The sequence below is a fragment of the Aquimarina sp. BL5 genome (assembly GCF_003443675.1).
GTDB lineage: Bacteria > Bacteroidota > Bacteroidia > Flavobacteriales > Flavobacteriaceae > Aquimarina.
In genome coordinates, this window is sequence record NZ_CP031963.1 from 1,666,036 (window position 1) to 1,691,107 (window position 25,072).

At 32.5% G+C, this 25,072-nt stretch carries 20 protein-coding genes and 1 pseudogene; 17 read left to right on the plus strand and 4 right to left on the minus strand.

Features of this window, described 5'->3' with window-relative positions:
• Nucleotides 1-531 precede the first annotated feature (531 nt).
• The 8 genes and pseudogenes from D1818_RS07120 (at nt 532) to D1818_RS07155 (ending at nt 9,043) form a co-directional block, all read left to right on the plus strand.
• On the plus strand, nt 532-1,944 hold the full coding sequence (locus D1818_RS07120) for a DUF4932 domain-containing protein (RefSeq protein ID WP_118457422.1): 1,413 nt from the start codon (nt 532-534) through the stop codon (nt 1,942-1,944).
• 115 nt (nt 1,945-2,059) lie between these two features.
• Nucleotides 2,060-2,542, plus strand: coding sequence for a DUF308 domain-containing protein (locus D1818_RS07125; protein ID WP_118457424.1), 483 nt, complete (start codon nt 2,060-2,062; stop codon nt 2,540-2,542).
• Nucleotides 2,543-2,889: 347 nt separating this feature from the next.
• On the plus strand, nt 2,890-3,789 hold the full coding sequence (locus D1818_RS07130) for a transporter (RefSeq protein WP_147406180.1): 900 nt from the start codon (nt 2,890-2,892) through the stop codon (nt 3,787-3,789).
• Between the two features lie 21 nt (nt 3,790-3,810).
• Nucleotides 3,811-4,527: a DUF547 domain-containing protein gene (locus D1818_RS07135; RefSeq protein WP_118457428.1), complete on the plus strand. Its 717-nt coding sequence runs from the start codon at nt 3,811-3,813 to the stop codon at nt 4,525-4,527.
• 256 nt (nt 4,528-4,783) lie between these two features.
• Nucleotides 4,784-5,278 carry a hypothetical protein gene (locus D1818_RS07140; RefSeq protein WP_118457430.1) on the plus strand — a complete coding sequence of 165 codons (495 nt, stop codon included), beginning with the start codon at nt 4,784-4,786 and terminating at the stop codon, nt 5,276-5,278.
• A gap of 133 nt (nt 5,279-5,411) precedes the next feature.
• Nucleotides 5,412-7,082: a SulP family inorganic anion transporter gene (locus D1818_RS07145; RefSeq protein ID WP_118457433.1), complete on the plus strand. Its 1,671-nt coding sequence runs from the start codon at nt 5,412-5,414 to the stop codon at nt 7,080-7,082.
• 206 nt (nt 7,083-7,288) lie between these two features.
• The gene (locus D1818_RS07150; RefSeq protein ID WP_118457435.1) at nt 7,289-8,500 is read left to right on the plus strand and encodes a bifunctional alpha/beta hydrolase/OsmC family protein; all 1,212 of its coding nucleotides are present in this window, start codon (nt 7,289-7,291) and stop codon (nt 8,498-8,500) included.
• 82 nt (nt 8,501-8,582) lie between these two features.
• Nucleotides 8,583-9,043 (plus strand): annotated as a pseudogene (locus tag D1818_RS07155) (MepB family protein).
• 120 nt (nt 9,044-9,163) lie between these two features.
• Here the strand turns inward: D1818_RS07155 and D1818_RS07160 are convergent.
• Together D1818_RS07160 and D1818_RS07165 are read right to left on the minus strand one after the other, a co-directional pair.
• Complete coding sequence (locus tag D1818_RS07160) at nt 9,164-9,562, minus strand: hypothetical protein (protein ID WP_118457437.1); 399 nt, start codon at nt 9,560-9,562, stop codon at nt 9,164-9,166.
• A gap of 197 nt (nt 9,563-9,759) precedes the next feature.
• A complete protein-coding gene (locus D1818_RS07165; protein ID WP_118457439.1) occupies nt 9,760-12,039 on the minus strand; it encodes a fibronectin type III domain-containing protein in 2,280 nt (759 codons plus the stop codon).
• Between the two features lie 380 nt (nt 12,040-12,419).
• Here D1818_RS07165 and D1818_RS07170 point away from each other — a divergent pair, with 380 nt between their 5' ends.
• Nucleotides 12,420-12,875: a GNAT family N-acetyltransferase gene (locus tag D1818_RS07170; protein ID WP_118457442.1), complete on the plus strand. Its 456-nt coding sequence runs from the start codon at nt 12,420-12,422 to the stop codon at nt 12,873-12,875.
• A 299-nt stretch (nt 12,876-13,174) separates the two neighbouring features.
• Here D1818_RS07170 and D1818_RS07175 read toward each other — a convergent pair whose 3' ends face one another.
• Entirely contained in the window at nt 13,175-16,378 is a 3,204-nt protein-coding gene (locus D1818_RS07175) for a M36 family metallopeptidase (protein WP_158596994.1), read from the minus strand.
• A 496-nt stretch (nt 16,379-16,874) separates the two neighbouring features.
• Here D1818_RS07175 and D1818_RS07180 point away from each other — a divergent pair, with 496 nt between their 5' ends.
• The 8 genes from D1818_RS07180 (at nt 16,875) to D1818_RS07220 (ending at nt 23,695) form a co-directional block, all read left to right on the plus strand.
• Nucleotides 16,875-17,357 (plus strand): YdeI/OmpD-associated family protein, encoded by a 483-nt coding sequence (locus D1818_RS07180; protein WP_118457446.1) that lies wholly within the window; start codon nt 16,875-16,877, stop codon nt 17,355-17,357.
• Between the two features lie 471 nt (nt 17,358-17,828).
• Nucleotides 17,829-18,341 (plus strand): hypothetical protein, encoded by a 513-nt coding sequence (locus D1818_RS07185; RefSeq protein ID WP_118457448.1) that lies wholly within the window; start codon nt 17,829-17,831, stop codon nt 18,339-18,341.
• Between the two features lie 11 nt (nt 18,342-18,352).
• Complete coding sequence (locus D1818_RS07190) at nt 18,353-19,096, plus strand: LVIVD repeat-containing protein (RefSeq protein WP_233558604.1); 744 nt, start codon at nt 18,353-18,355, stop codon at nt 19,094-19,096.
• Between the two features lie 86 nt (nt 19,097-19,182).
• Entirely contained in the window at nt 19,183-19,773 is a 591-nt protein-coding gene (locus tag D1818_RS07195; protein WP_118457450.1) for a superoxide dismutase family protein, read from the plus strand.
• A gap of 95 nt (nt 19,774-19,868) precedes the next feature.
• Nucleotides 19,869-20,399 (plus strand): RNA polymerase sigma factor, encoded by a 531-nt coding sequence (locus tag D1818_RS07200; RefSeq protein WP_118457452.1) that lies wholly within the window; start codon nt 19,869-19,871, stop codon nt 20,397-20,399.
• A gap of 2 nt (nt 20,400-20,401) precedes the next feature.
• Entirely contained in the window at nt 20,402-21,202 is an 801-nt protein-coding gene (locus D1818_RS07205; RefSeq protein WP_118457455.1) for an anti-sigma factor domain-containing protein, read from the plus strand.
• 380 nt (nt 21,203-21,582) lie between these two features.
• On the plus strand, nt 21,583-21,723 hold the full coding sequence (locus D1818_RS07210) for a class I lanthipeptide (protein ID WP_118457457.1): 141 nt from the start codon (nt 21,583-21,585) through the stop codon (nt 21,721-21,723).
• Between the two features lie 385 nt (nt 21,724-22,108).
• Complete coding sequence (locus tag D1818_RS07220; RefSeq protein ID WP_118457459.1) at nt 22,109-23,695, plus strand: hypothetical protein; 1,587 nt, start codon at nt 22,109-22,111, stop codon at nt 23,693-23,695.
• A 64-nt stretch (nt 23,696-23,759) separates the two neighbouring features.
• Here the strand turns inward: D1818_RS07220 and D1818_RS07225 are convergent, their stop codons facing one another.
• Nucleotides 23,760-24,761 (minus strand): hypothetical protein, encoded by a 1,002-nt coding sequence (locus D1818_RS07225; protein WP_118457461.1) that lies wholly within the window; start codon nt 24,759-24,761, stop codon nt 23,760-23,762.
• Nucleotides 24,762-25,072 lie beyond the last annotated feature (311 nt).

The following is a 25,072-nucleotide window of genomic DNA, read 5'->3' on the forward strand; positions in this document are numbered from 1 at the left end:
GGATCTTGATCATCTTATTCTTTCCTATTTCTTTAATATTTGTGGCATACTATCGACAGAAAAAAGCTAAAAAAGATTATTGGAATAAAGAAACAACTGAATAAAAAACTACTCATAACAATCTATCTTGTGTAAACTTCCTTTAGTTATGCAAAACACTTTTACGGATACGGTTATATTTGTGACTGTATATCATTTTTAGCAAATGTAAAGAAGAGGCGTTATAAACATTTTGTAATAGTAATCGCCATTCTAAAAGTCGTAAATCGATTGTGAGAATTTTAAAAATGTGACACTAGTAATCATCGCTTTGCTCGAGCAACTTTTAAAAGTACTGGTTATAAAAAAGCTAGTGAAATAACACGATATATTTGATCATAACAATTATATCATTCTTCATATTGCTATGGTGGAATGCCTTCAGAAAGTGAAAGCTAGCAATCAATTCGCATAAAAATCAAAAAATTAGGTAACATTTTGCTCTGTTGTGACACAAATATTAAAAGTCATGCAACAGCAAAAAAACTCGAAATGCTACAAAAACCAACTAAACTAATTGTAATCATATTTTTAAGCTTATTAACAAAAATTTCTTATGGCCAGAAATCAAATACCTTGGAAAAGCCAAAAGTAGATGAACGTATCGAAATCCTAAGTATCGTTTTCCGACTTGCAGAGAGTAAAGAATACAGTTCTGAAATTTTTAAACTTTATACTGACAAAATTGGAAGGCATTATAATTCATTTAAAGATCACGAAATTATTCAGTTCGTCAAAAAATTAAGGAAGGAAAACGGAGTTGGATACGACGCGGTTATGACTATGGCTATTCATCTTGATGACCAACTGAATCCATTGGTAGAATTTACAGATATAGTACCAGAATCTCGTTGGGGTAAAGACAATTCATACGAATTTGTAAGACTTTTAAAAAAATTCTATAAAGATAGTAACAGCAAAGAATTCTTTAAAGAAAATCAAAACCTGTTTAAACAAGTTAGAGAACGTTTCCTTCCAATTTATGAACATCTGGAAATAGAATGGTACAAAAACTTTTATGGAAAAGAACCTAACGAGGAATTCATAATAATTAGCGGGCTTGGAAACGGAGGTGGTAATTATGGCCCTTCAATTAATTTCCCGAATGGTAAAAGGCAAGTTTATGCCATTATGGGAACTTGGAAAACAGACAGTTTAGGAATGGCTAATTTTACAATTAATGACTACTTCCCAACGCTACTTCACGAATTCAATCATTCATTTATAAATTATATTTTAGAAAAAAATGAAGAACCGTTCAGAACAAATGGTGAAATTATATATGATGCAGTTAAAGAAAAAATGAACATTGGTAGCTACAATAATTGGCAAACTATGTTCAACGAAGCCTTGGTAAGAGCGTCCGTAATTAAATATATGAAAGATAATAATTTCTCAGAAAAAGAAATTAGTAAAGAGATTAATGAACAATTAAATAGAGGGTTTCTTTGGATTGAAGAACTGGCATCTGAACTTGATAAATATGATCAAAGTAGGGAAAAATACCCAACATTAGAAAGTTATTTCCCTGAACTTATAAAAGCTTACAGAACTTATGCAATACATATAAATGAGCTCGTTGCAAAAAATGAAATTGATAAACCACGGTTTCTTTCGTTGAACGAATTTACAAATGGAGATACAAATGTCAATTCTTCAGTGAAACAAATAACTATAAATTTCGATAAGCCTTTTGCTGGAGTTAATTTTATTAGACCTACTGATGATGGAGGAACCTTTCCAAACTTCACAAATATGACGTATGCAGATGATCAAAAATCTGTAACTCTAGAATGGTCCTTAGAAGCAAACAAAGAATATAAATTTATTTTAATTGGATTATCACCTAAATCATCTGAAGGGAATTCTAATGAAGATTATCTAATTAAATTCAAAACTAAATAAAAAACTACTCACAATAATCTATCTATCTTGCGTAAAGTTCCTATAGTTACGCAAAACACTTTTACGGATATGATTATATTCATGATTGTATATCATTATTAGCAAATGTAAAGAAATGTTAGAAAGTCTATTCGCCGAAAACAAAAAAGCTGCTAAAGAAACTAGGATTCATTATTCAAAATCCAATGGTATATTCTATATGGTATTTTCTATCTTATTTTTGGGTTTTGGAATCTATGCCTTTTTTTATTTAAGCTACTTCATAGGTATTGGATTCATTGCGATATCAGTTTATGGAATAAGAGAGAATCGTAAACTTATAAAAGATAGAAGTGTTCAGCTTATACTCTCTGAAGAAGGCATCACCTATAAAGAAACTCGCATCAAAAGTTGGTCAGAAATAAAAGACGAGCATATCATTTTTGAACCTTCACCCACAGGAAGAAAATCACAATACTACCTGAGTTATAATCACAGAAACAGGAACGAGAAAATACTCATAAACGAACTCGATATAAGTCCGCAAAGAGTTGAATATCTTCTGAAAATATATAGAAAGCGGAATGAGAAAAAATTAAAACACTTCACTAAAACATAATTCTAATTATAATAGCTTATAAATTTTACAACTACCTATTATAAATACTTTGTAGGATACAAGCTATTTTTGAGGATCTCAAATTCATCAACTTCACAAAAGCGACAATTCTTCAATTTGTTCATAATACTAGATAGTAAAATTGGAAATATCCCCATATTTTTCTATTCAATAATTATATTTAAGCATCGAAATTTACAGATTTCAGTTAGTTAAATAGTTAAAAAAGTGCTTTTTATCGATAAAAAGTTGTTTTTTATCGTAAAAATTGTAAATTACGGCAAACCCGTAATGTTTTTGATTTAAAAGTTAATAATCTACATACTAACCTAATACCATATGATAATATGATTACAATTTACAAAAGGATGATTTGGATGATTTGTTTCGTATCTATTTCATCAGTATCGGCCCAAACATTATTGAATGGTTTTTTTCCAAAACAGAAGGAGCTTACCATAGCATCGTCATATTCTTTTAAAAGTTATAATAATTTCTATATCGGTGAAACCCTAAGTGACACTAATCCTATGGACATGGGAGAAATATCTTCATCCATCCTTAGTATATATGGTGAATATGGAGTATTGGATTGGCTATCTACTACAGTTACGATCCCTTACGTATCTACAAAAAATGAAACAGGAATATTAGATCCTGTTTTAGAAGAAAGTCAAGTAGAAGGAGTGCAAGATTTAAGTTTTTTTCTAAAAGCTAAAGTATTGGATAAAAAATTCTCTAATGCTTCTAAACTATCTCTAGGAGGTGCTACTGGAGTTACGTTACCTGTTGGAGGATATGAGGAAGCAGGAATACTATCTATAGGAAGTGGTGCCACTGCATATGAAGGGTGTGGATTTTTGCAGTATCAAACTTCTTCTAACCTATTTATAGAACTACAAGCAGCTTATAGTTTACGGAATAATCCTGATTTCGAAATCCCAAATGCTATGGTTTATAGTGCTAAACTAGGATATTATAACAAATGGTTTTATACACATGCTAAAATAGGTGTTCAAAACTCTCTAAGTGGATTCGATATAGGTTCTCAAGAATTTGTAGATGCGGGTGGTCCTAATGCATTACCTGAAACAGAAGTTGATTATGCAAATTTTTATTTTGATATTTACGTTCCTATTTATAAACAAAATTTTGGTATTTCATCCGGATACGCAGTTAATGTAGATGGTAAAAACTATGATAATGCATCTTCTTTTTCTGTAGGACTAGTATATAAAACAAATTAACTAAGTAATTGAGTAAACCATATGAAAAGGTTATTTATATTAATTGTAATAGCAGTGTTACCATACTTTAGCTTTAATCTAAACGCTCAGGGTCATATTGACCATATGGTATGGGATCAACTTCTACTATTAAATGTCTCGAGTGATGGTAAAGTAGATTATAAAGGATTTATTAGAGATAAATTTTTATTTGATCAGTATTTTAAATCTTTATCTACCAATTATCCCACTGCAAATTCTGACGACACCGAAAAACTAGCATATTGGGTAAATCTATATAATGCTATTGTAATGAAAATGATTATTGACCATTATCCTGTTAATTCTATAAATGATTTAAAAAATCCGTGGAAGAAAAAATCAATCACTATTAATAATATCGAATATAGTCTAGATGATATAGAGCATACGATTTTAAGGAAAATGAATGAACCTAGAATTCATTTCTTACTTAATTGTGCTGCAACTTCTTCTCCTAAATTATGGAACAGAGCATATACCAATAGGAATATCACTCAGGCACTCGAAGAAAGAACTGTAGATTATATTAATGACTCTACTAAAAACCTTATTACCCAAAACAAAGTAAGTATATCTAAGGTATTCGAATGGTATGCAAAAGACTTTAATAATGGGGATATTGTCAGTTACATTAATAAATATGCTAATGAAAAAATTGGAAAAAAATCAAAAATAGAGTATTTAGAATATGATTGGAGTTTAAATGAAAGACAATAAACTCATTCATATAAAAAAGAAGAGTTTTTTAAAAAAATTGTAACGCCCCTAATGATCGTTACAAAACTAATATAATACTTAGGTAGCAATTTCAATTTGCTACCTTTTTTTTGTAACTTTATTTTTTCAACATACCGCACTTACATGCTTAATTATCAATTATATACACGTAGTTAAAATCATCAGACACTTTATTGGGACATAGATCTATTGAATGATCAAAAAATGTTAAACACCTTGAATAAAAAGTAATCATATGGAACATCAATTAACTTTAGGAGTTTATCGCAGATTAGATAATCGCCCGCTGGGGATAAGTGACGATTCAGAAATGGCACTAGAGCTTCACAATAAGAGAAAAGATGCATTGCTTGATGTTTTTGAAAATAAAGAACATCTCCAAGTAAAAGATTGGGGAGAAACAAAAGATACTAAACCTCACGAATTTACTGAATTAGTAATCGGAATCGTTGGAACTGCTGTTTTTAATTATGCTATAGTCCCAGGATTGAAGTATCTGGGAGAAAAATTAGCAGAAAAATTAGTTGATGATGCCATCACAAACTCTGTAAAATGGATAATTGCCAAGCTAAGACCGAAACAAAAATCAAAAGAGATATTAAACTTTCAAATTACATTACCCGACGGCACATCTATTTATGCATATCCTATAGAAGGAAACTCTTCTATTACTATTCATTTTAAGGATGGAAATATTGAAACAATACAATATGATAGTCAAAACCTTTAGAATAAAGAAAAACATAAACTGTAACTAAAAATTACTTTGACCTCTTCTTAAAAATGTTAAACCTAAATCAAAAGCGCGTATGATTTCAAGGTAAATGAATTATATTTAGCATTTCATAAATTATCTTTATTATATGTTCTCTAAATTCTATAACATAAAAAATTTAAAAGGAGATTTTACTGGCGGTCTCGTTGCTGGTGTAGTTGCTTTACCCCTTGCATTGGCCTTTGGTGTACAATCAGGAATGGGAGCTACTGCAGGATTATATGGAGCTATTGCTGTTGGTATTTTTGCTGCCTTGTTTGGTGGTACTGAAACGCAAGCGAGTGGTCCTACAGGTCCAATGACAGTAGTTTCTGCTACCCTAATAGCTGCCGCAATAGAAATGAACGGTTCTCTGGGTAATGCGATGCCTATAATCGTAGCTACTTTTTTGTTAGGCGGTCTCTTTCAAATTCTATTTGGTTTTTTAAATATTGCGAGTTATGTAAAATACTTTCCGTATCCCGTGGTTTCAGGATTTATGAGTGGCGTAGGTTTAATAATTGTTATACTACAACTGTTCCCTTTTGCAGGATTAGGTTCTGCTAAATCGACCACAGCTATTATTCAGGATTTACCAAGACTTTTTTCTGAGGCCAATCCATATGCCTTATTGTTAGGTGGAATCACAATTGTTGTTTACTATCTTTTTCCAAAAATAACTAAAGCGATACCAAGTGCTTTGGTAGCCTTGATTGCGGCTTCGTTAGTTGCTTATTTTACCAAAATGGATGTTCCTTTAATTGGTGAAATACCTTCTGGATTACCATCACTTCGATTGGATGGAATTTTTGCAATAGATTCAAGTGCTTTAGGAATCATTATAGAATATGGAGTTGTACTGGCGGTTCTAGGAAGCATTGATTCCTTATTAACCTCTGTAGTTGCGGATAATATGACTAAAACCCGTCATAATAGTAATCGGGAGTTAATAGGCCAGGGAATTGGTAATATGTTAGCTGCTATTATCGGTGGTATTCCTGGTGCAGGAGCTACCAAAGGAACAGTGGTTAATATAAATGCTGGAGGAAAAACAAGATTATCGGGAGTATTACACGGCTTATTTTTACTTGCCGTATTATTAGGTCTAGGAAAGTTAGCAGCACATATTCCACTTTGTGTATTAGCCGGTTTACTTATACCTATTGGTTTTAAAATAGTAGACTTTAAAGGTTTAAAACATCTTTTAAAAGTACCTCGAGCTGATGCTATTGTACTAATTCTGGTATTATTTATTACTACCTTCGGAAGCTTAATACAAGCTGTTGGTATTGGAGTTGCTTTAGCCTGTTTACTATTTATGAAAAAGGCAGGAGACTTGAGTGAACAAGGAATGGAAGTTGGAGATATCGCCGATTTTGATGGCTCAAAACCATGGCAAGACGAAATTGAATTCTACAATACCTACAAAGATAAAGTCATCATCAAACACTTATATGGTCCATTATTCTTTGGTTTTACTTCTTATTTTAAGGATCAGATTAAAGCATTGCCAGATGATATTAGGGCTGTTATATTAAGAATGGATCGGGTTCCCTACATGGATCAGTCAGGTATTTATACACTGGAGGATATTATTTTTGATTTACGCGAACAAGATATTGAAGTGATACTCGTGGGTCTGAAAGAGCAACCCAAAGATATGTTAGAAGCAGTAGATATTATCCCGGATCTTGTTCCTGAAGATGATCTGTTTGAAAATATCGAAGATAGTTTCACTTATTTACGAGAGAAATTCAAACAGCGTTCTGCTACTGTTTAGTTATGAACAGTAAATATGGTATCCAAAACAAAAAAGAAAACATGTTTTGTGCTTTTAAATAACTCGTCTAATTAGTTCTTCAATAAAATCATGAATAACTTAAAATCACTTAGATAATGTTCTTGAATTTGCTTTAACACATTTTTAACCTCGTAAAAAAGTTAGAAAAGCTCAAAAAAAACGACATTTATGAAAACAACAATCATATGAGTCTTTCTAAAATTACATTTACCAATACAGAGGGTCAAACACTTTCTGGACGTTTAGAATTACCTGCAGATCAACATCCACACAACTTTGCACTTTTCGCACATTGTTTCACATGTAATAAAAATCTGGGAGCAGTTCGTAATATTAGTCGTGCACTCACTTCTCAAGGATTTGGTGTTTTACGATTTGATTTTACAGGTTTAGGAGAAAGTGAAGGTGATTTTGCAGATACTAATTTCTCCGGAAATGTAGAAGATTTGGTTGCCGCTGCGAATTTTTTAACACAGCAATATCAGGCTCCTTCTCTATTGGTTGGACATTCTCTTGGTGGTGCCGCAGCTATATTTGCTGCAGCAGAAATAGACTCAATAAAAGCAGTAGCTACAATAGGTGCTCCTTCTGATCCTACTCACGTACAACATTTACTAAGAAGCGGTTTAGAAGAAATTGAAGCGAATGGTAAGGCGGTAGTGAACCTGAGCGGAAGAGATTTTACTATTAAGAAACAATTCTTAGATGATCTAGAAACTAAATCACTACCAACAGTAGCAAAAAATTTGGGTAAAGCCTTATTAGTAATGCATTCTCCGCAAGATACTACAGTTGGTATTAGAAATGCCGAAGAAATTTACCACGCAGCAAAACACCCTAAAAGTTTTGTAACCTTAAATGACGCAGACCATCTATTAATGAGAAAAGAAGATTCCATCTATGCGGGTAAGGTAATTGCTGGTTGGTCATCCAGATATGTTGATATTCCTGAAGAACCTAATCTAAAAAGCTCACATCATGTGGTAGCCAGTTTAGGAAATGATGAAGGATATACTACTCAAATGAAAATAGGAAATCACTATATGGTTGCAGATGAACCCGAAAGTGTCGGTGGTCATGATTTTGGACCTTCTCCTTATGAATTAGTGTCCGCAGGATTATCAGCTTGTACAGCGATGACTATTAAAATGTATGTAGCCCGAAAAGGTTGGGATTTACAAAACGTAGAAGTGCATACTAGTTATGATAGAAAACATATAGAGGATTGTGAGAATTGTGAAGATCCAACTGCTAAAATAGATACTTTCGAAAGAGAAATTAAGTTAGAAGGAGATCTGGATGAAAAACAAATCGCAAGAATCCTCCAGATTGCTGATAAATGTCCCGTTCATAGAACATTACATAGCGAAACACAAGTGATTACTACATTGATTTAAAACCAGTTTATAGCCATATTATTCTCCTAATACAAACCACTTGAACGATCTTCATAAAGAACTTGTAGACATAAAAAAATTAGTGTTTGATCCCTGTGCACTAACAATTAAAAAATTTAGTTTAGAAACGGAAAGTAAGGAATATAAAGCCTGTAATTTTTATTTAAATGATCTTAAAATTGTTTGTAGAAATGCTAAAATAACACCAAAAAAAGTTGGTCAATTTGTAACCTTTTGGAAACGTAAAAAAAATGGTCCAATTAACCCTTTGAAGAAACAGATTTGATAGATTATTTTATGGTGAATGTAAAATACGATGATCATTTTGGTCAATTTATTTTCCCAAAATCTAAGTTAATTGAAAAAGGAATTATTTCTACGAATAAAAAAGAAGGAAAAAGAGCTTTTAGAGTATATCCGCCTTGGGATACTGTTATTAATAAACAAGCAGAGCGAACCCAAAAATGGCAACTGAATTATTTCCTACGGATCGATAATTCTGTAAATATTGAACTTGCACAAAAGTTGTATTCAAAGAGGTAAGACTACCAAAAAGCTAAATATTTCACTAGCATATATTAATATATTTCAAAAAGGGAAGCTATACGGGCTTCACGCTTCCCTTTTATCATTATGAAAAGTATATAAAATCTTCTGGTATTATTACTCAGACCAGTATTGCAAAGTCACTTCGATCCAACCTTCTGGAGTTTCATTTTCTGAACTTACATCAACAATAGTAGAAGACGCCCCATCAAAATAACCATCACGAGCATCAAATCTATAAGTTCCCACTGGAAGACTTTCGAAAAGCCCTACTTCGTATAGAGAATCAAAATAAATCGTTCCAGTTTCTAAGTTTGTAGCACCATATCCTGGTAATGTACTTGCCGGAATCTCTTGACCAGACCATTCATCTACTAACTTGATCACAACATCAAACCTTACTTGACTTTTCTCTTCAATTGTTGATGTCTTATCCTCTATACTATCAATTTCTGTCTCACAAGAAAATGAAAGACAGACTATCAATAATAGTATAATTTTCTTTATTTGTTTCATAAGTAACTATGGTTTTAAGAATTAGAATATAAATTTCCGAATTAATACTGGAATACTATTTATCTAATGATTATCAAAATGTTATATAAAAAATCATCCTTTTAAAAAAATCATATATTCTTAAAAAACAAAAAACCGTTAACGTATAAATAGCTAACGGTTTTGATGCTATTTACTTAAAATAAGTAAGTGATTTCTTATTGTTTTAGTAATCTTTTGGTTTGTACAGTATTTCCGTTTTCGTCTTTAATAGCAAGCAGATAAATTCCGGTTTGGCTAATCTTCGTATTAACCGTAATAGTCATATTATTTGATTTAGAAGAAACATCTTCTTTATGAACTACTTTTCCTGTAAGCGTATAGATGCTAATGGTATATTTTTTATTAGCTATAAATAAAGAGCTTGTAATACTAATTTTATCCGCAAAAGGGTTAGGATATATGTCAGAAAACAAACTGTTGTGCACCTCTTCTAACGGTGGATATTGTATTTCGGATATATCATTATTATTACGTAATGTTCCACAAGCTCCTAAGTTTGACCAACCTGATGATATAAGCTCGTATAAATAGCCTAGATACGTTACTTTATCTCCTGCAGTATAACTTATACCGCTTTGCCAAGGAGAAATCCCTGTACAAATATCAACAGGATTATCATCTGTTGTGTAATTAACAATAAGCCTTGCCGCTTTGCCTGCACCTCCTTCATAAGAATCTGCTACTCTTTTTGCGGATGTATTAGTTAAGCTTACTCCTTTCCCTCTGATAATAAAAGAAGCGTTATTACCCGATACCCAATTACTTTTGTTTACTAGACTTTGTACCATATTTTTCAAATTTGGCGTACGTTGTGCATTACTACTCTGTCCACTAGACCAAGAATTAGGATTCCAGAGAACCTTACTTGAAAACACTGGTCTACTAGAAACATTATTAGCGCTAGTCGTAAATGCTGAAGAATTACTACTGTTATGAAGTGAAATTTCTAATGCTGCATTCGCGCTATTACTTTCATCTGCTGTAAATTGTAAATAAGCACTGGTTATCGCTGCATTTTTAGGCAAATTTAAAGATCTAAATCGTAATCCTATTATCTGATTTCCTGCATTAGCATTACTATCATACACCAATTCTAAATCACTACTATTGGTATACAAGCTCCCATCTTGTGCTTCTTCTACATCATCATCACCACTTACGATTGCTACATTTACGCTACCATTATCAGGATCTGGATCTACTGTAGTTCCTTTATTAATAATCACTACACTACCATTAGATGGGCTCCAGATATCTAAATTAGAAGGGATTTGAAACACATTATTATTGGATACAGAACCTACCTGTGAAGCATTATCTACTTTAACTGTTCTTGTTTCGATTTTATCTTTGTCAACAAAAATCCATTTGAACTGATTAAATCTGGAAGAATTTCGTGTCCAGCTTTTATTATCATTATTAGATCTAAGAGGTGCTCCCCAGCATCCTTCTCCTGCGTACACAGTTCCGTTTTGGTCATCTCTTACAAATCCTTCATCGCTTCCTGAACCTGTAGAAGGTCTCACTGGCCAAGTGGTTTTTACGGTATGTGCATCACATTCGATTACTAATTTTACTCCTTTATTATAAAATAACCGAGCCCAATTGTTATATTGGCTATTTCCCTCCGATTTATAAGATACGTGCGGACGCATAGGTTTGTGATATTGTGCCATTTTCCATACCACGCTGGTATTTGAATTCAAATCATTTTGTAACCAGGAAGTCTGATTACCAGAAATTGAGATTTCAGTGTTTAAAGTATAAGTTCTAACTAAATTATCACCAAAAGTGATCGCATAATACACACTAGATGATGGTGCATCAAAAAGATGGTATATACTATTATTACTATCCTCGTGATTTCCACGTGCTGCAATAATAGGAAACATTCTACCATCAGAAGCTATGGTTAATTGCCAGTCATTAAACCAAGTTCTCCACTGATTACTGGTATCACTATCGGTCATATCACCACCAAATAAAACTGCGTGCGGCTTTAATTTAGCCACTAAACGATTAGCATTTTGTCTTGGTGTTCTGTTATTCCTGGAATCGCCTCCTGCTATAAAAGACAATCTACTTTTATCAGCAGGTGCCGTTTTAAACCAAAAACGTTCACTAGTACCCTGACTATCTCTAATTACGAAGTAGTAAGCTGTATTAGGTTGTAATCCAGTTAGTCGAGCAAAGTTATTATTCATACTCTTGTAAGAAACTGTTCTATCTGGTGACTTGGCATTAGGGTAACTATTGTAATTAGTTCCATAATCAGTTGTTCCGTAATAAACAGTAGGGTTACTACCAGATATTTGATTCCATGCTATTACTATGGAAGTTGCTGGATTTCCCCGTAAGGTTAGTCGATACTTGTCATTAGAGGCTGTGACTTGCAGCCCTATCAGAACTACAAGAAGGGTAAGTATTCTTTTCATGAAAATATAATTAAGTTGGTTTTATAAAGTTAGTTTATAATTAATAAAACTAGTTCATTAAATGAATAAAAATTAACAACAATCAAATCTTAATTCAGAATTAATGTTTAACGTTATTTGTTATAGTTAAAATAATATTGAATTTGTAATCAGTTAACAATATTCCTTTTTACTTTGTAATTATGGCAAAAGATCAAACTCAATTTATTTTTAAAATATCAGTATTTTTAATTTTTATTGGTAGCGCTGTTTGATAGCATATTTTCTGTCATGAATCTATATTGAAACCAATAATTGAAGGGCCTTTCAATACTTCATGGCAAGAACATACCACAAGTAATTTATAGGGAGTTATCTAGTAATCACGAAAAAAATATCATATGACCTTTAGAAAAGCTACAAAAAAAGATCTAATATCAATTGTACAAATGATTGCTGATGATGAACTTGGAAAAACAAGAGAGAGCTTCCAAATTCCTTTACCTAAAGAATATCTAAAAGCTTTTGATGAGATTGATTCGGATAAAAACCAGGAATTGATAGTTGTAGAAAATAAAGATCTTCAGATTATCGGAACATTACAACTAACATTTATACAATATCTAACATATCAGGGCAAAATAAGAGCTCAAATTGAAGCTGTAAGAATTAGAAAAGATAAAAGAGGGCTTGGAATCGGAAAAACAATGTTCACCTGGGCAATTAATCGAGCGAAAGAACAAAATGCTCATTTAATTCAATTAACCACTGATAAAAGAAGACCCGAAGCCATTAGGTTTTATAAGGAATTAGGCTTTACAGATTCTCATGAAGGAATGAAAATACATTTTGAATAAAAAGTATAAACTCCAAAATAAAAGTATATCTGCTAAATAATTTCAGAAATAAAAACTTAATAAACTACCTCGACCAAAGTATACTAGATGCTTAATGGAAAATAGTTTTTACAGTTCCGAAGTAAGCTTCGAAGTACTAAACTTTTGATCCTGTTGAAAAAGCGTGATTAGCTCAACTATCTATTTTGAATGCATTGAATGCAACTTTTCATCCGCCTAGGCGGATCACTCATAAAATAAAGGAGGTTATCCTTAACAGATAACCTCCTTAGTAAAAAACTTTATATATATAATCTTACTTATTTGATTATAAATCGTTTCGTCTCTCCTTGAACTTTTAGCAAATACATACCAACCTCAAGATTACCAACATTGATAGTTTTGCTACCACCTATGGTTCCTTGTCCAACAATCTGTCCTACCATATTCATAATAGAATAAACATTATCAGAATTCTTAGAGTCTTTCATTGAAATTTGCAATAAACCACCACTTTTCAATGGATTCGGTGCAATTGTGAAACTAGAGATACCTTCTTCATCTTCTTTTCCTATGATAGGTGTCGTAGGTCCGAAATCTGCAGCTACAGCAGCTGATCCACCACAAGATCCTTCATAAATCTTAACATTAGAGAAAATTGAAGTATTTCCAGATCCTGCATCATTATCATTAATAAATACCAATCGATCCATACTTCCAGTGTAGAAATTACCTACTGGAATTACATACGTTGTTGTACCACTAGAATAGTTGTCGAAATTCGTTACTCCATAATTCTGAGTACCGTGAACTTTGAAATATCTAGTCGAAGTTAACGTATTGTCATTTTCGAAACCAACTCCGTGAATTTCTCCTTGTGCAGTACTACTAAAACTAAATTCGATAACTGTATTAGCAGTTACTGTATAACTTAGTGGTATATATTTCCAAGTATTATTTGACATTGATAACCCTGCTCCTCCATCTACGATAGTAAAGTTACCAGCGATATCTTGATTAGAGAATGGTGTGATTGAAAAAGCATTAAAATCGATTGCATCACAAGTAGGTCCTGGATCAGTTGTACCGTTAGTGATACTTAAATCATCGATCGTAACGTCACCTTGCCAGCTATTTCCTGTAACCGTATTAAGACGTAGTTGTACACTTGCATTTCCAGCATATGCAGAAAGATCAACACTAGCAGTATTCCAGTCAGTTCCTTGCGCTCCAGATCTACTAAATACGCTTGTCCAATCTCCTGTATTATCTGTTCTTGCTTCTACATCAAAAGTACCTATCGCACTACCTACCATATGGTATTGGAAACTTAATGTTGGAGTAGTCAATCCGCTAAAGTCTAAACAAGGCGAGTTTAAAATCGCTCTTTTGTTAGGGAATCCATTTCCGTTTCCAGAAGCTTCAACATAAATGTACGAAGTACCATCAACAGCACCACTAGGTCCCGTTCCATTAGAAGGAGTACCATTAGAGTCTACAGTCCAATCTAAATCATCTCCAGAAGCTTGAGACCAATCTCCAATATTTCCTTCAAAGCTTTCGCTATATGGGAATGAAGCTATGTCACCAGAACACTCATCTCCGCCTGGCCCAGGTCCACCACCATCACAAGGATTTACGAATGATACTGTTTGATCTGTTTGTCCATTAGTACCTCCATTATTATTTTCATTAGCATCCTGACCTACACCACGCTCAGCAAACGCTTTCCAGATAATACATTCGTACTGACCTCCATATAAATCTTGATCAGCTTGTAGTATACCATTTCTTCCAGATACGAATCCTGGGTTGTTTGCTGTGTTTTTTAATCCTTCTATTACCAAAGCCATAGCAATATTATTCCCACCAGTTCCATTGTAGAAGTCTGGATCAAAACCTTCGGCATCAATTAATCCCCAAGTCATATCCCATAAAATAGTAGCAAATGCGTATCCAACTCCATGTGGTCTTGCTAACCCTCCTATATCTGCATAGTCCGTATTATTTACAGATCTATCAATAGAATAAGGAGTTGGGCGAATACCATCACCAGTAGTTGGCTGATTTAATGCATATGTTCCTATTCCTCTAGCATCTGTTCCTGTATCACCAGCTTTCATAGTAAGCATTAATCCAAACCAGTCAGACCATCCTTCACCCATTTGCTCAGAACCACCTAAATTATTAGAAGAAGGTCCTCCTACTAATCTAATAGAAATACCATGACCATATTCGTGAGCAATAATTCCATTATCTAAATCTCCATCTCTATCAGGATTTGGACTTGTCCATAGGAACATCTGCATTCTAGGGTTTCCTCCATCACCTGGAGTCGAGAAGTTTGCATTATTACTTCCACTTCCATCTTGTGCATCTGCATTTACAGAATCACTTCCTGCACCACCATTTCCATAGTTATTTTCTTGGAAATTACCACTAGCTTCATTAAAACCATATTGATAGAATACGTCATGCATAATGTTATTCCAATAGAACAGGTTTGTTATAGCTGCATCATCATATGTAGATGGTGCTTGATTAAGGTTAATCGGGAAATCAAAATCAAGGCTTGATCCTCCATCAGGAGAAAAACCAGTACCATTATTTCCATTTCTATCTTCTTGAGCCCAAACATTATTACCTCTAGTAATTGTAAACTCAGCTCCTGGACTACCATTAGTATCATGCCATCCAAATGGAGAAGCTACAGTATTCGCTGGATCGGTTACTATCGAACGACTACCGTGACTTGGACTTTCTATTGGCATTGCATAAACATTGTAAGAATCAGGTGCAAGTGCAGCAGTAGCTTCTGCTTTTGTTGGAACCGTAGGAATGTCTTTATCAAATAATACAGACTCTCCATGATTATGATTTTCATGATCTGGAGTACCAAAATTACAGCTAATTACCCAATCTTCTGTATATAAAATTTTACCCGAAGTTGCATCTACATTAGCATTCCACCAATGTTGTCCATCTTTCTGATATAAACTTACTCTCCAAGTTAATACTAATTCATCCTCTTGTATAATATATACTTGTTTAGCCTCTATAGGCTCTAACGTAATTCCAGAATTCTCATATACCAAAACTCCATCAGCCTTGCTTTTAGCTCTAACTAATTGTGGAGATTGTAAATTATGAGCTCTGGCTACATTCATAATCGCACTTTCTGCTGAAAGGGAAGATTTTGCAGAAGTAACTTTGGATTTTATATCTTTTACAAATTGATCAATTTCCCAAGTTACTCTCTCTTTGTTCTTTACAGTAAGTTTATAAGTCGCATACTGTATTGGAATTCCTTGAAAATACTGCTGAACATATACGTGTTGTATTGCAGGATTTAATGAAGGAACTACATTTGTTACTTTCCACTCTGATACATCTTCTGTTGTCAAAGCAGATTTAGTAGTTGTTTCGTTTAGATGGTTTCTAACAATACCATCCATAATGTTTTGTGCAAACATTGCTTGTCCTATTAACAATGTAAATAAGACAAACGAGTACATTTTTTTCATATGTATAAATTTTGAATTTGTGTTAACTAAAATTAACAAAATCCAAAACATCTATTACATAAATCTAATATCGTTAAACAAAATTCAATCATTTCACATTTTTAGTAAATATACTTCAACGTACAAAATGAATGAAAAACATTAAACTACCAATTGTTAGTTAGCCTATATGAACACTAGAGTTTGGAATTTTTTTTTGTTAAATTATTCACATGTTCTGAAAACAAGAATAATAACTATACCTTTTTATCGTTACGGGATACCTGTAGAATTTTTTCTTAATTTTTTCAAAAAAAATTCACTTCAGAGGTCATTTATGTGCGTTTTGACTAATAAATGCATGAAATGATTAAACAACTTATTCTTAATGTGAAATATTTTGGCTTAAAAAATTTCTATATTTTTGAGTATATATAAAATAAATCTCGCTATTGGTTTGATTCCTACTAAATTTATAATCAAAGGTTCTTATCTGAAACTCAAACAAAACGAATAAATGAAAAGCCCAGTTTTTGAAACTTCCTTACAATCTATACATAGCATATCAATTCCTTCTGACATTGCAGAATCATTTATCAGCCAAAATCATAAAAGAGTGGTTGTTCAGGTGAAATATCAGAATAAGTCAGTTCAATTTCACGCAGCTTTACAAAAAAGAAAAGAGCTATTTTCAGTAATGTTTAGTAAGAAATATCAAAAACAATTAGGAGTTTTTTCAAATGATTATTTCCAAGTCCAATTACTTGAAGACACCTCTAAATATGGCGTGGAGATGCCCGAAGAACTGGAAGCCGTATTACAAAGTGATCCAGAAGCTTCGGAGATTTTCGAATCCTTTACGGCAGGCAAAAAAAGAAGTCTAATTTATTATGTATTAGGATTCAAAAATTCTCAAACTCGTATAGATAAATCATTAATCATTACAGAAAATATAAGACTAGGTATTAAGGATACCAGACAACTTATTAAAAAATTATAAGGTTTATCTTATTAAATAAATATTAAATAATTTTAACACGACTAAAACAACTCTACTAAAAGAATTCATTTCGGAAGAAGTATACAAGAATATCTATCTTTTGGATATATTTTCTTATTACTTTTAGGAGTGGTTAGTAATTCTATTTAGTTTTTACATAGGATCTGCAATAGGCGGTGGGCAAAAACTTAAAATAAAATTGAAAACAAAACCTATAAAACAGACCATCAAATTACATTTATAGATGGTGAATCTATTGACGTAAAGATTATTGGCCAAAATAGCTTATATCTTTTTTATATAGTAGAAGATTCTTCGAGCATTATTATTTACCCTATCGAAAGTAATGTTAAAAAAAATCAAGAAACAGTGGTTAAATAAAGATCATTTTTTATTAGAAAAATATCTAAAGTTTTATTCCTAACGCAACCATCTCTGTATTATTTCATCTTTTAGTCAAACAGTCAAAAGATGAAAAAAACAAAATTACTAGTATTAGGTTTGTTCCTAATATGTTTACAAAGTTGCTGCCCTTTTCTTGTAGATTGCGAAAATAGCGATGATGATCCGATCTTTTCTAGATATGAACCTGTGCTACTAGATCGCAATAATTTCGAAAACTCAGTTTCTCTAAAAAATCCTTTATCCATAACTACTTCGGGGAAAATCTATATCAAGGATGACCTCCTTTTTATTAATGAAGTACACAAGGGTTTTCATATATATGATAATTCTGACCCTACGTCCCCTACTCCAATAAAATTTCTGGAAGCCCCCGGATCTACAGATCTTGCCATCCGTGATAATATGATCTATATAAATCAAGCAACAGATCTAATTGCTGTAGAATATGATACTACTAATGGAATTACCTTAACAAAAAGAGTGATTAATGTATTTCCTGAATTACGCTCTCCAGATGGATTTCTCCCGTATAATATCCCTGAAAATAATGTAGTAGTAGGTTGGACATTAATTAACTAAAACAAAACATCATGAAAAAACATATCTATATGATACTCACTTCTTTTATAATATTTAGTTGCGACTCTGACTCTTCAAGTGATTCATTATCCCCCGTTGCTGACGGTACTGGAGGATCTTTAGCGACATTTACACTAAAAGGAGATTATTTATATACCGTAGATAATACTGATCTTACTGTATTCAATATAACAGATGTTAAAGACCCTGTACAAGTAAACACAATACCTATTGGATTTAATATAGAAACTCTTTTTAGTTATAGAGACTATTTATATATCGGATCCAGAAATGGAATGTTCATATATGGATTAACAAATCCTGAATTCCCAGAAAAATTATCTCAAGTAGAACATTTCACCGCCTGCGACCCAGTGATCGCTAATGATACTCACGCTTTTGTGACACTACACTCTAATACATTTTGCGGTAATAATATAAATCTCTTACAGGTATATGATATCACTACCATAACCGAACCTATTTTAATTAATTCCAGAAACCTTACTTTTCCCCGAGGATTAGGGTTATATGGTGATTTTTTAATTGTTTGTGATGATGAGATTAAGGTATTTGATATATCTAATCCTGCAGAATCTAACTTGGTCACATCTGTTAATCAAAGTGCATTTGATGTAATTATCTCTGGAGATCTGTTAATCGCTATTGGAGAAACCGGATTGTATCAATACAAATTAGCTCCTGATACTAATTCTGGAGTTAGTATTACAGAATTAAGTACAATTAGTATATAACAAAATCTAAAAACCTCTTAAATCCTTTGCTGTAAGGTAAAACTGCCCTATATTAGTTTAAACAAAACGTAACAAATCATTAAATTATGAAAACTCTAAACCTATTGGTAATTGCTTTTCTATCTATCATTATTCTTGGCTGTAAGGGCGATAAGAAAGAAGGAAAGGAATATGAAAACAAGGTAAATGAAGAAATTACAGAGGAAAAAGAAGAAACTAGTAAGTCAAAAACGTTGGCAATGTCTTTGACACCAAAAAGCGATAGTGAAGTATCTGGTAATGTAACTTTTACAGAAGAAGGTGGCATGGTAACAATGGTAGCGTATTTAAGCGGATTATCAGAAGGTGAACACGCCATCCATATTCACGAAAAAGCAGACTGCTCTTCTGCAGATGGCAAATCAACTGGAGGACACTGGAATCCAACTATGGAACCACACGGAAAATGGGGAGCATCAGAAGGGTATCATAAAGGAGATATCGGTAATTTTAACTCTTCTGCCGATGGTAAAGGTTCTATAACTTTTGCAACTAATGAATGGTGTATCGGATGTGGAGATGAGAAAAAAGATATCGTTGGTAAAGCCATCATCGTACATCAAGGTATTGATGATTATAAATCTCAACCATCAGGTGCTGCCGGAAGCAGAGTAAGCTGTGGAGGAATTATAGAATAAGAATAATACATTTAAAAAGAGGCTGGTAGCATCAGCCTCTTTCTTTTAAAAAAAGAACACTCCTTCATAAAAAAAACAATCTCTCTTATCTGTCTATGCAATCCAACGAATTGATTCTTCAACTGCAACAAAAAAATGAAAAAGCTTTTCGACGCATTTATGAAATGTATGCAGAGAATATATTTGGCGTAATTTACACTATCCTTAGAGATGAAACTTTAGCAGAAGAAGTATTACAAGATGTATTTGTAAAAGTTTGGAATAAAGCGGATTCTTACTCCGAAAAAAAAGGACGTTTTTTTACATGGATACTTAATATTGCTCGTAATGCAGCTATCGATAAAACAAGATCAGTTGCCTTTAAAAACTCACAACAAAACCAAACTGCAGATTATTTCGTAGATATACTAGAAGAGAAAAGTAATTTCTCCAGTAAGATGGATGCTATAGGTATAAAAAAGTACATTGATGTATTAGAACCTATTTGTAAAAAAGTTATCGATTTATTGTTTTTTAAAGGTTACACACAAAAAGAGGCTTCAGAAGAATTAGACATTCCGATCGGGACTATTAAAACTCGGAACAGAATTTGCATTAATAAATTAAGAGAAGTCTTGGCAGTATAATTATGGATATCAAACAATTTATATCATCCGGAATATTAGAGCTCTATGTATACGGTGCATTATCCGAAAAAGAGAATGCTGAAGTATATAAAGCATTAAAAGAGCATCCCGAAATCGAGGAAGAGATAAAAGAGATAGAAAAGTCTCTTATGAAGCTTTCGGCAGCAACCGCGCCTTATAATCCAGAGTCTGTTTTTAATCGTATTAAAGAAAAATTAAGTTTTACAGATACTGATGTAGATGTTATCCCTATTGCTCCAAAACGTAATAACTGGCCAGCCTATATTGGTTGGGCTGCTTCTGTAGCATTATTGATTGGTTTGTTCCTACAATTTAGTAAAAATAAGGATTTACGCCAACAATTAGTAGAATCTCAAATAGAACAAAATTTACTGGAAGGAAAAATTAATGTAGCTGAAGAAGATTTATCAAAAGCAAAAACATTATTAAGTGTTTTACGTGATAAAGACATACTTCAAATTCCTTTACAAGCCCAAAAAATAGATCCTACGGCCTATGCTGCCGTATACTGGGATAAAGAAAAGCAAACAGCGTATATAGATGTAGCTGGACTACCTACTCCTCCACCTGGAAAAGTATATCAGGTATGGTCTTTAAAATTAGATCCACTCACTCCTACTAGTTTAGGAATACTAGATAAGTTTACACAAGAAGAAACTAAAATTTTCTCATTCACAAATCCTAATGAATCAGAAGCTTTTGGTATAACTCTAGAACCAGAAGGAGGAAGTGAATCTCCTACGCTAGAGCAGTTATACACTCTTGGTGTCGTAGCATCCTAGTTCAGCAAAACATATCTTCATACTTTATAAAGCACTCTAAAAACTTAGAGTTGTTGGTTAACTCTTTTCTTTTAATCATATAAATCTACACTCCGTCTGAACGAAGGGTATCCATAAACTCCTGAAAATCTAAAATTGCTAAAAAATATTGCAAGGGTATATCTCCTTGTATCTAATTATTCTAAAAAATTAAGACTGATAAATTAAAGATCATGAAATTCATAAATCTCAGGTTTAAATTTATAAATTTCAATAAAGCACGTTTGTAATCAATAGTATAGGGTATTACTTTTCCCCTACAAACCATATTTATATCTTTTGGTTTTAGGAGTTAACTGAAAATCCTTTAAAAGAGTAAGTATAATATTAATATTTATAAGATGAAAAAACAGGAAACAGACGTGAAATTGAAGCTAAAAAAACAGGCAATTTCTAAACTTAACAAAAAAGAACTACAAACTGTAAAAGGAGGTGCAGGACATGAACCTAGTTTGTTACCGACTAGTTGTTATATTCATTAAGATACATTAACAAAAATCTTGTTTAAGCATTTAGATAAACTTGATTTAGTAAGATATATTGAAGTAGTCGGTCTACCTACTCCTCCAAAGGAAAAGTATACCAAGTTTGGTCCTTACAATTGGATCCTCTTACTCCTGTTTAAGAATACTGGATAAGTTTACAGACGAGGAAACAAAAATTTTCTTACTTACAATCTTTTTTAGTTAAATCAAATACACGATTTAGACACTATTACTAGATAATAGTGTTTTTTTTGTGCTTTTTTCTGAAAATAATTCTTATAAAAAACCCGTATAAATACGCTGTTACAGTTGTTTTTTTTGGGGTAATTTTAGTCTATACATTTCTAATAGAATAAAATCATACTAACTAAACAACTAACAAATGAAAAAATCATCTATTAACGTTTTATTTATGGTAGTCTTATCAATGATTACCATTGCTGCCTGTAATAAAAAAGAAAAAAAGGAATATGTTACGAATTCTCCAAGCAAAGATACCGAAACATTAATTGCGGCACTAACTCCTATAAATTCGAAACTCCCGGCAGACGTTTTAAAATCTTGTGTGGTAGATACCACTGATTTTAATTCTTGGTTTAAGGCTAAAAGTGTTTCCAAAAATGGAATTGTAACACCTGCTAATAGTGTAACATTTAAACATAAAAATAATTGTGATTTTTATAAATGGTCAGAACAAATGTTTCTTTGGATGACATCGCCTAAAAAAGAAGGAGATTATAGTAGTGGAACAGTAATAGAGACTCCTGCTTTTTATACTGTTTCACCAATCAACCTTGTAAATGGAACGAAAGAAAGAACTTTAATACCACATGTCTCGGGTCAAATGATTACTGCAGTTGCAAATACTCAAAAAATTGATACTGAAGAAGGGCAGGCAACTGATGATGTCTTAATAGCACAAAAAAATGATTCTATCCTATATTACATTACAATGGTAAATGATGTCTATGCTCAGTTTGTAACTGGCGCTAAAGCTGGAAAACTTTTTGATAATGAATTTCCAACTACTCAAACTACATTAGATAGCATTACAGCTTTTGCAAAAAAACAAGGAGTAACGATACAAGATCCAGAAACATTGGCCATAGAAATAAAAACATCTTGGGTAGATGTAACTGGCTTATCTGATAGTGACTATATCACTATGGATGCCATTGTACCTAATTATATAAAAACAGATACCAAATGGACACCAAACACCAACAACCCAACCAGAACGGCCAAACTTGCGCTAGTAGGAATTCATATTGTCGGTAGTACCGCTGGTCATCCGGAAATGGTCTGGGCAACTTTTGAACACGTTAATAATGCGCCTAATCTGTCATATACATATTTAGATAATTCTAAACCAACATCTAAAACAAAAACTGTTCCTGCGGATACTGGAAATGATTGGTTATTAAACGACGATAGCGCAAGCAGTACTTATAATCAATCACATATGAAATACACTGATGGTGATATTGTGGCAAATACAGCAACAAACCCTAATCAAAAAATTACTGCTAGCAACACCAAAATGACCAAACCTTGGGGAGTTGCAGATGCAGGTGTACCAAATCCAGAAAATGCTTCGGTTGCAGCATCTAACAGTCAAATTATATCAACCAATAATAGTGTTCTCGGACAGTTAGCAAATGGGGATATGCGCAAAAATTATATTTTTATAGGTGCTACCTGGACTAATGATGGTGCACCTCCTACAGGACAAAGTTATTCAGTTAAAGATACTTTAACAGCTTCTGGAGTTGCAATAGGAACTAGTCAATTAGCTAATAGTACGATGGAAACATATGCTCAACATGGTTCTGCATATTCACAATATGGTAGCTGTTTTTCTTGTCATTCTAAAAATGATGGTTTACTACCTACAGACTTAAGCCACGTATATCAAGAAATTATGGCGGGTATTGTAATAGAGAAAGCTAAAGCTATCAAAACTCCCTAAAGACTACATCAAAGTTTTATATCATAAAAAAACCTATCATTTTTCTTATAAGAATGGTAGGTTTTTAATCATCAAAATCTATATCTCCACCAGTAGGCAGTACGTTTAAAAACTCATCAAAATCCGAAATCTCAGAAAAATCTCCGGATGGTATAGAAATATCTATACTTGATAATGATCTAAAAGAAAAACCTGAAACATCTGTAGTAATATGAATGTTAAGATCTACTCCTTTTTTCAGAATTTGTAATCCCATATTAAGCCATTTATTTTTAGATAGCTTCTCTAAATCTGCTTCCTTCTTAACAGTAGAATCCTTTTTACGTAATATATTTCTTGCCAATTGATCAATGGCTTTTGTTTGTTTTCCTTTAATGATCGAATCATTGCTAATTTCGGAAAAAGTTGTTTTCACTTCTGATTTTAAAGGAAAATTAATCTCATCTGGAAGGTTTAGAAATACCATATCTAACAATTCCCGTTTTACCTTTATTTCTTTAGAATCAAATACATCTTGTTTTAGAAAACCGGTATCATCATGATATCTGGTGAAATCACAGCTATACTCTTTAATTATCGTAGAATCTTTTATTTGTTCTATCAATTTATATTCTGATAATAATTTGAAGGTGCGATCTACAGGAGAAGGAATACCGCTGGGCATTTCTTTATTTTCTAATTGTAATTTATAATCTTTGATACTAAGTGTATGTTTATTCTTCGTATTACTTAATTTATCCGCATAATACATAACAACACTATCCTTTTTCAAATCTATAATAATACCAGCATAATTATCTAATACTGCATACACACCTCCCCATCGCTGCTCTCTTTTTATTTTATTTTCTGAAATAAAATATGTGGTATGTACTTTGGTTAAAGAACCATAAAGACCTCTGGATTCTGACAACTTAATTTCTCCTTCAAAATAAGGCCTATTATCTTCCTCTTTTTTATCTATCTGTTCTGAATTTTCTTCTTTTTTATCATTTAAAAAATTGCAAGAAGCAAACATACAGAGTAAAATGATACTACTAAATTTTACAATTGAATATTTGGTCATTCGTTATATTATCTATTTATTTTTTTTCCTCTTAATCGCTAAAATTCGTTTGTTATTTTAATTTTCTGTGAATAGCTAAAAAAATATTTTCAGATTCATTAATATCTAAAGGCAATACGAATCCGTTAGCCTGTCTTTTAGAATTATATTGAAATATCGACACTATCACTTAGATAACACAGTTCATTATAAACACATATACACAATTAAGATACAAACGTGTTACAAAAATTAAATCTACGGTTAGTTTTTATATTAAACAAAGAAAAGCCTGTTTGTACCTCAACAAACAAGCTTCTCCATAACAACAT

Coding starts and splice junctions, on each gene's coding strand:
- D1818_RS07120 (WP_118457422.1), top strand. CDS start 532: ATGCTACAAAAACCAACTAAACTAATTGTAATCATATTTTTAAGCTTA.
- D1818_RS07170 (WP_118457442.1), top strand. CDS start 12,420: ATGACCTTTAGAAAAGCTACAAAAAAAGATCTAATATCAATTGTACAA.
- D1818_RS07190 (WP_233558604.1), top strand. CDS start 18,353: ATGAAAAAACATATCTATATGATACTCACTTCTTTTATAATATTTAGT.
- D1818_RS07225 (WP_118457461.1), bottom strand. CDS start 24,761: ATGACCAAATATTCAATTGTAAAATTTAGTAGTATCATTTTACTCTGT.
- D1818_RS07125 (WP_118457424.1), top strand. CDS start 2,060: ATGTTAGAAAGTCTATTCGCCGAAAACAAAAAAGCTGCTAAAGAAACT.
- D1818_RS07140 (WP_118457430.1), top strand. CDS start 4,784: ATGGAACATCAATTAACTTTAGGAGTTTATCGCAGATTAGATAATCGC.
- D1818_RS07195 (WP_118457450.1), top strand. CDS start 19,183: ATGAAAACTCTAAACCTATTGGTAATTGCTTTTCTATCTATCATTATT.
- D1818_RS07135 (WP_118457428.1), top strand. CDS start 3,811: ATGAAAAGGTTATTTATATTAATTGTAATAGCAGTGTTACCATACTTT.
- D1818_RS07210 (WP_118457457.1), top strand. CDS start 21,583: ATGAAAAAACAGGAAACAGACGTGAAATTGAAGCTAAAAAAACAGGCA.
- D1818_RS07145 (WP_118457433.1), top strand. CDS start 5,412: ATGTTCTCTAAATTCTATAACATAAAAAATTTAAAAGGAGATTTTACT.
- D1818_RS07175 (WP_158596994.1), bottom strand. CDS start 16,378: ATGAAAAAAATGTACTCGTTTGTCTTATTTACATTGTTAATAGGACAA.
- D1818_RS07220 (WP_118457459.1), top strand. CDS start 22,109: ATGAAAAAATCATCTATTAACGTTTTATTTATGGTAGTCTTATCAATG.
- D1818_RS07160 (WP_118457437.1), bottom strand. CDS start 9,562: ATGAAACAAATAAAGAAAATTATACTATTATTGATAGTCTGTCTTTCA.
- D1818_RS07165 (WP_118457439.1), bottom strand. CDS start 12,039: ATGAAAAGAATACTTACCCTTCTTGTAGTTCTGATAGGGCTGCAAGTC.
- D1818_RS07130 (WP_147406180.1), top strand. CDS start 2,890: ATGATTACAATTTACAAAAGGATGATTTGGATGATTTGTTTCGTATCT.
- D1818_RS07200 (WP_118457452.1), top strand. CDS start 19,869: ATGCAATCCAACGAATTGATTCTTCAACTGCAACAAAAAAATGAAAAA.
- D1818_RS07180 (WP_118457446.1), top strand. CDS start 16,875: ATGAAAAGCCCAGTTTTTGAAACTTCCTTACAATCTATACATAGCATA.
- D1818_RS07205 (WP_118457455.1), top strand. CDS start 20,402: ATGGATATCAAACAATTTATATCATCCGGAATATTAGAGCTCTATGTA.
- D1818_RS07150 (WP_118457435.1), top strand. CDS start 7,289: ATGAGTCTTTCTAAAATTACATTTACCAATACAGAGGGTCAAACACTT.
- D1818_RS07185 (WP_118457448.1), top strand. CDS start 17,829: ATGAAAAAAACAAAATTACTAGTATTAGGTTTGTTCCTAATATGTTTA.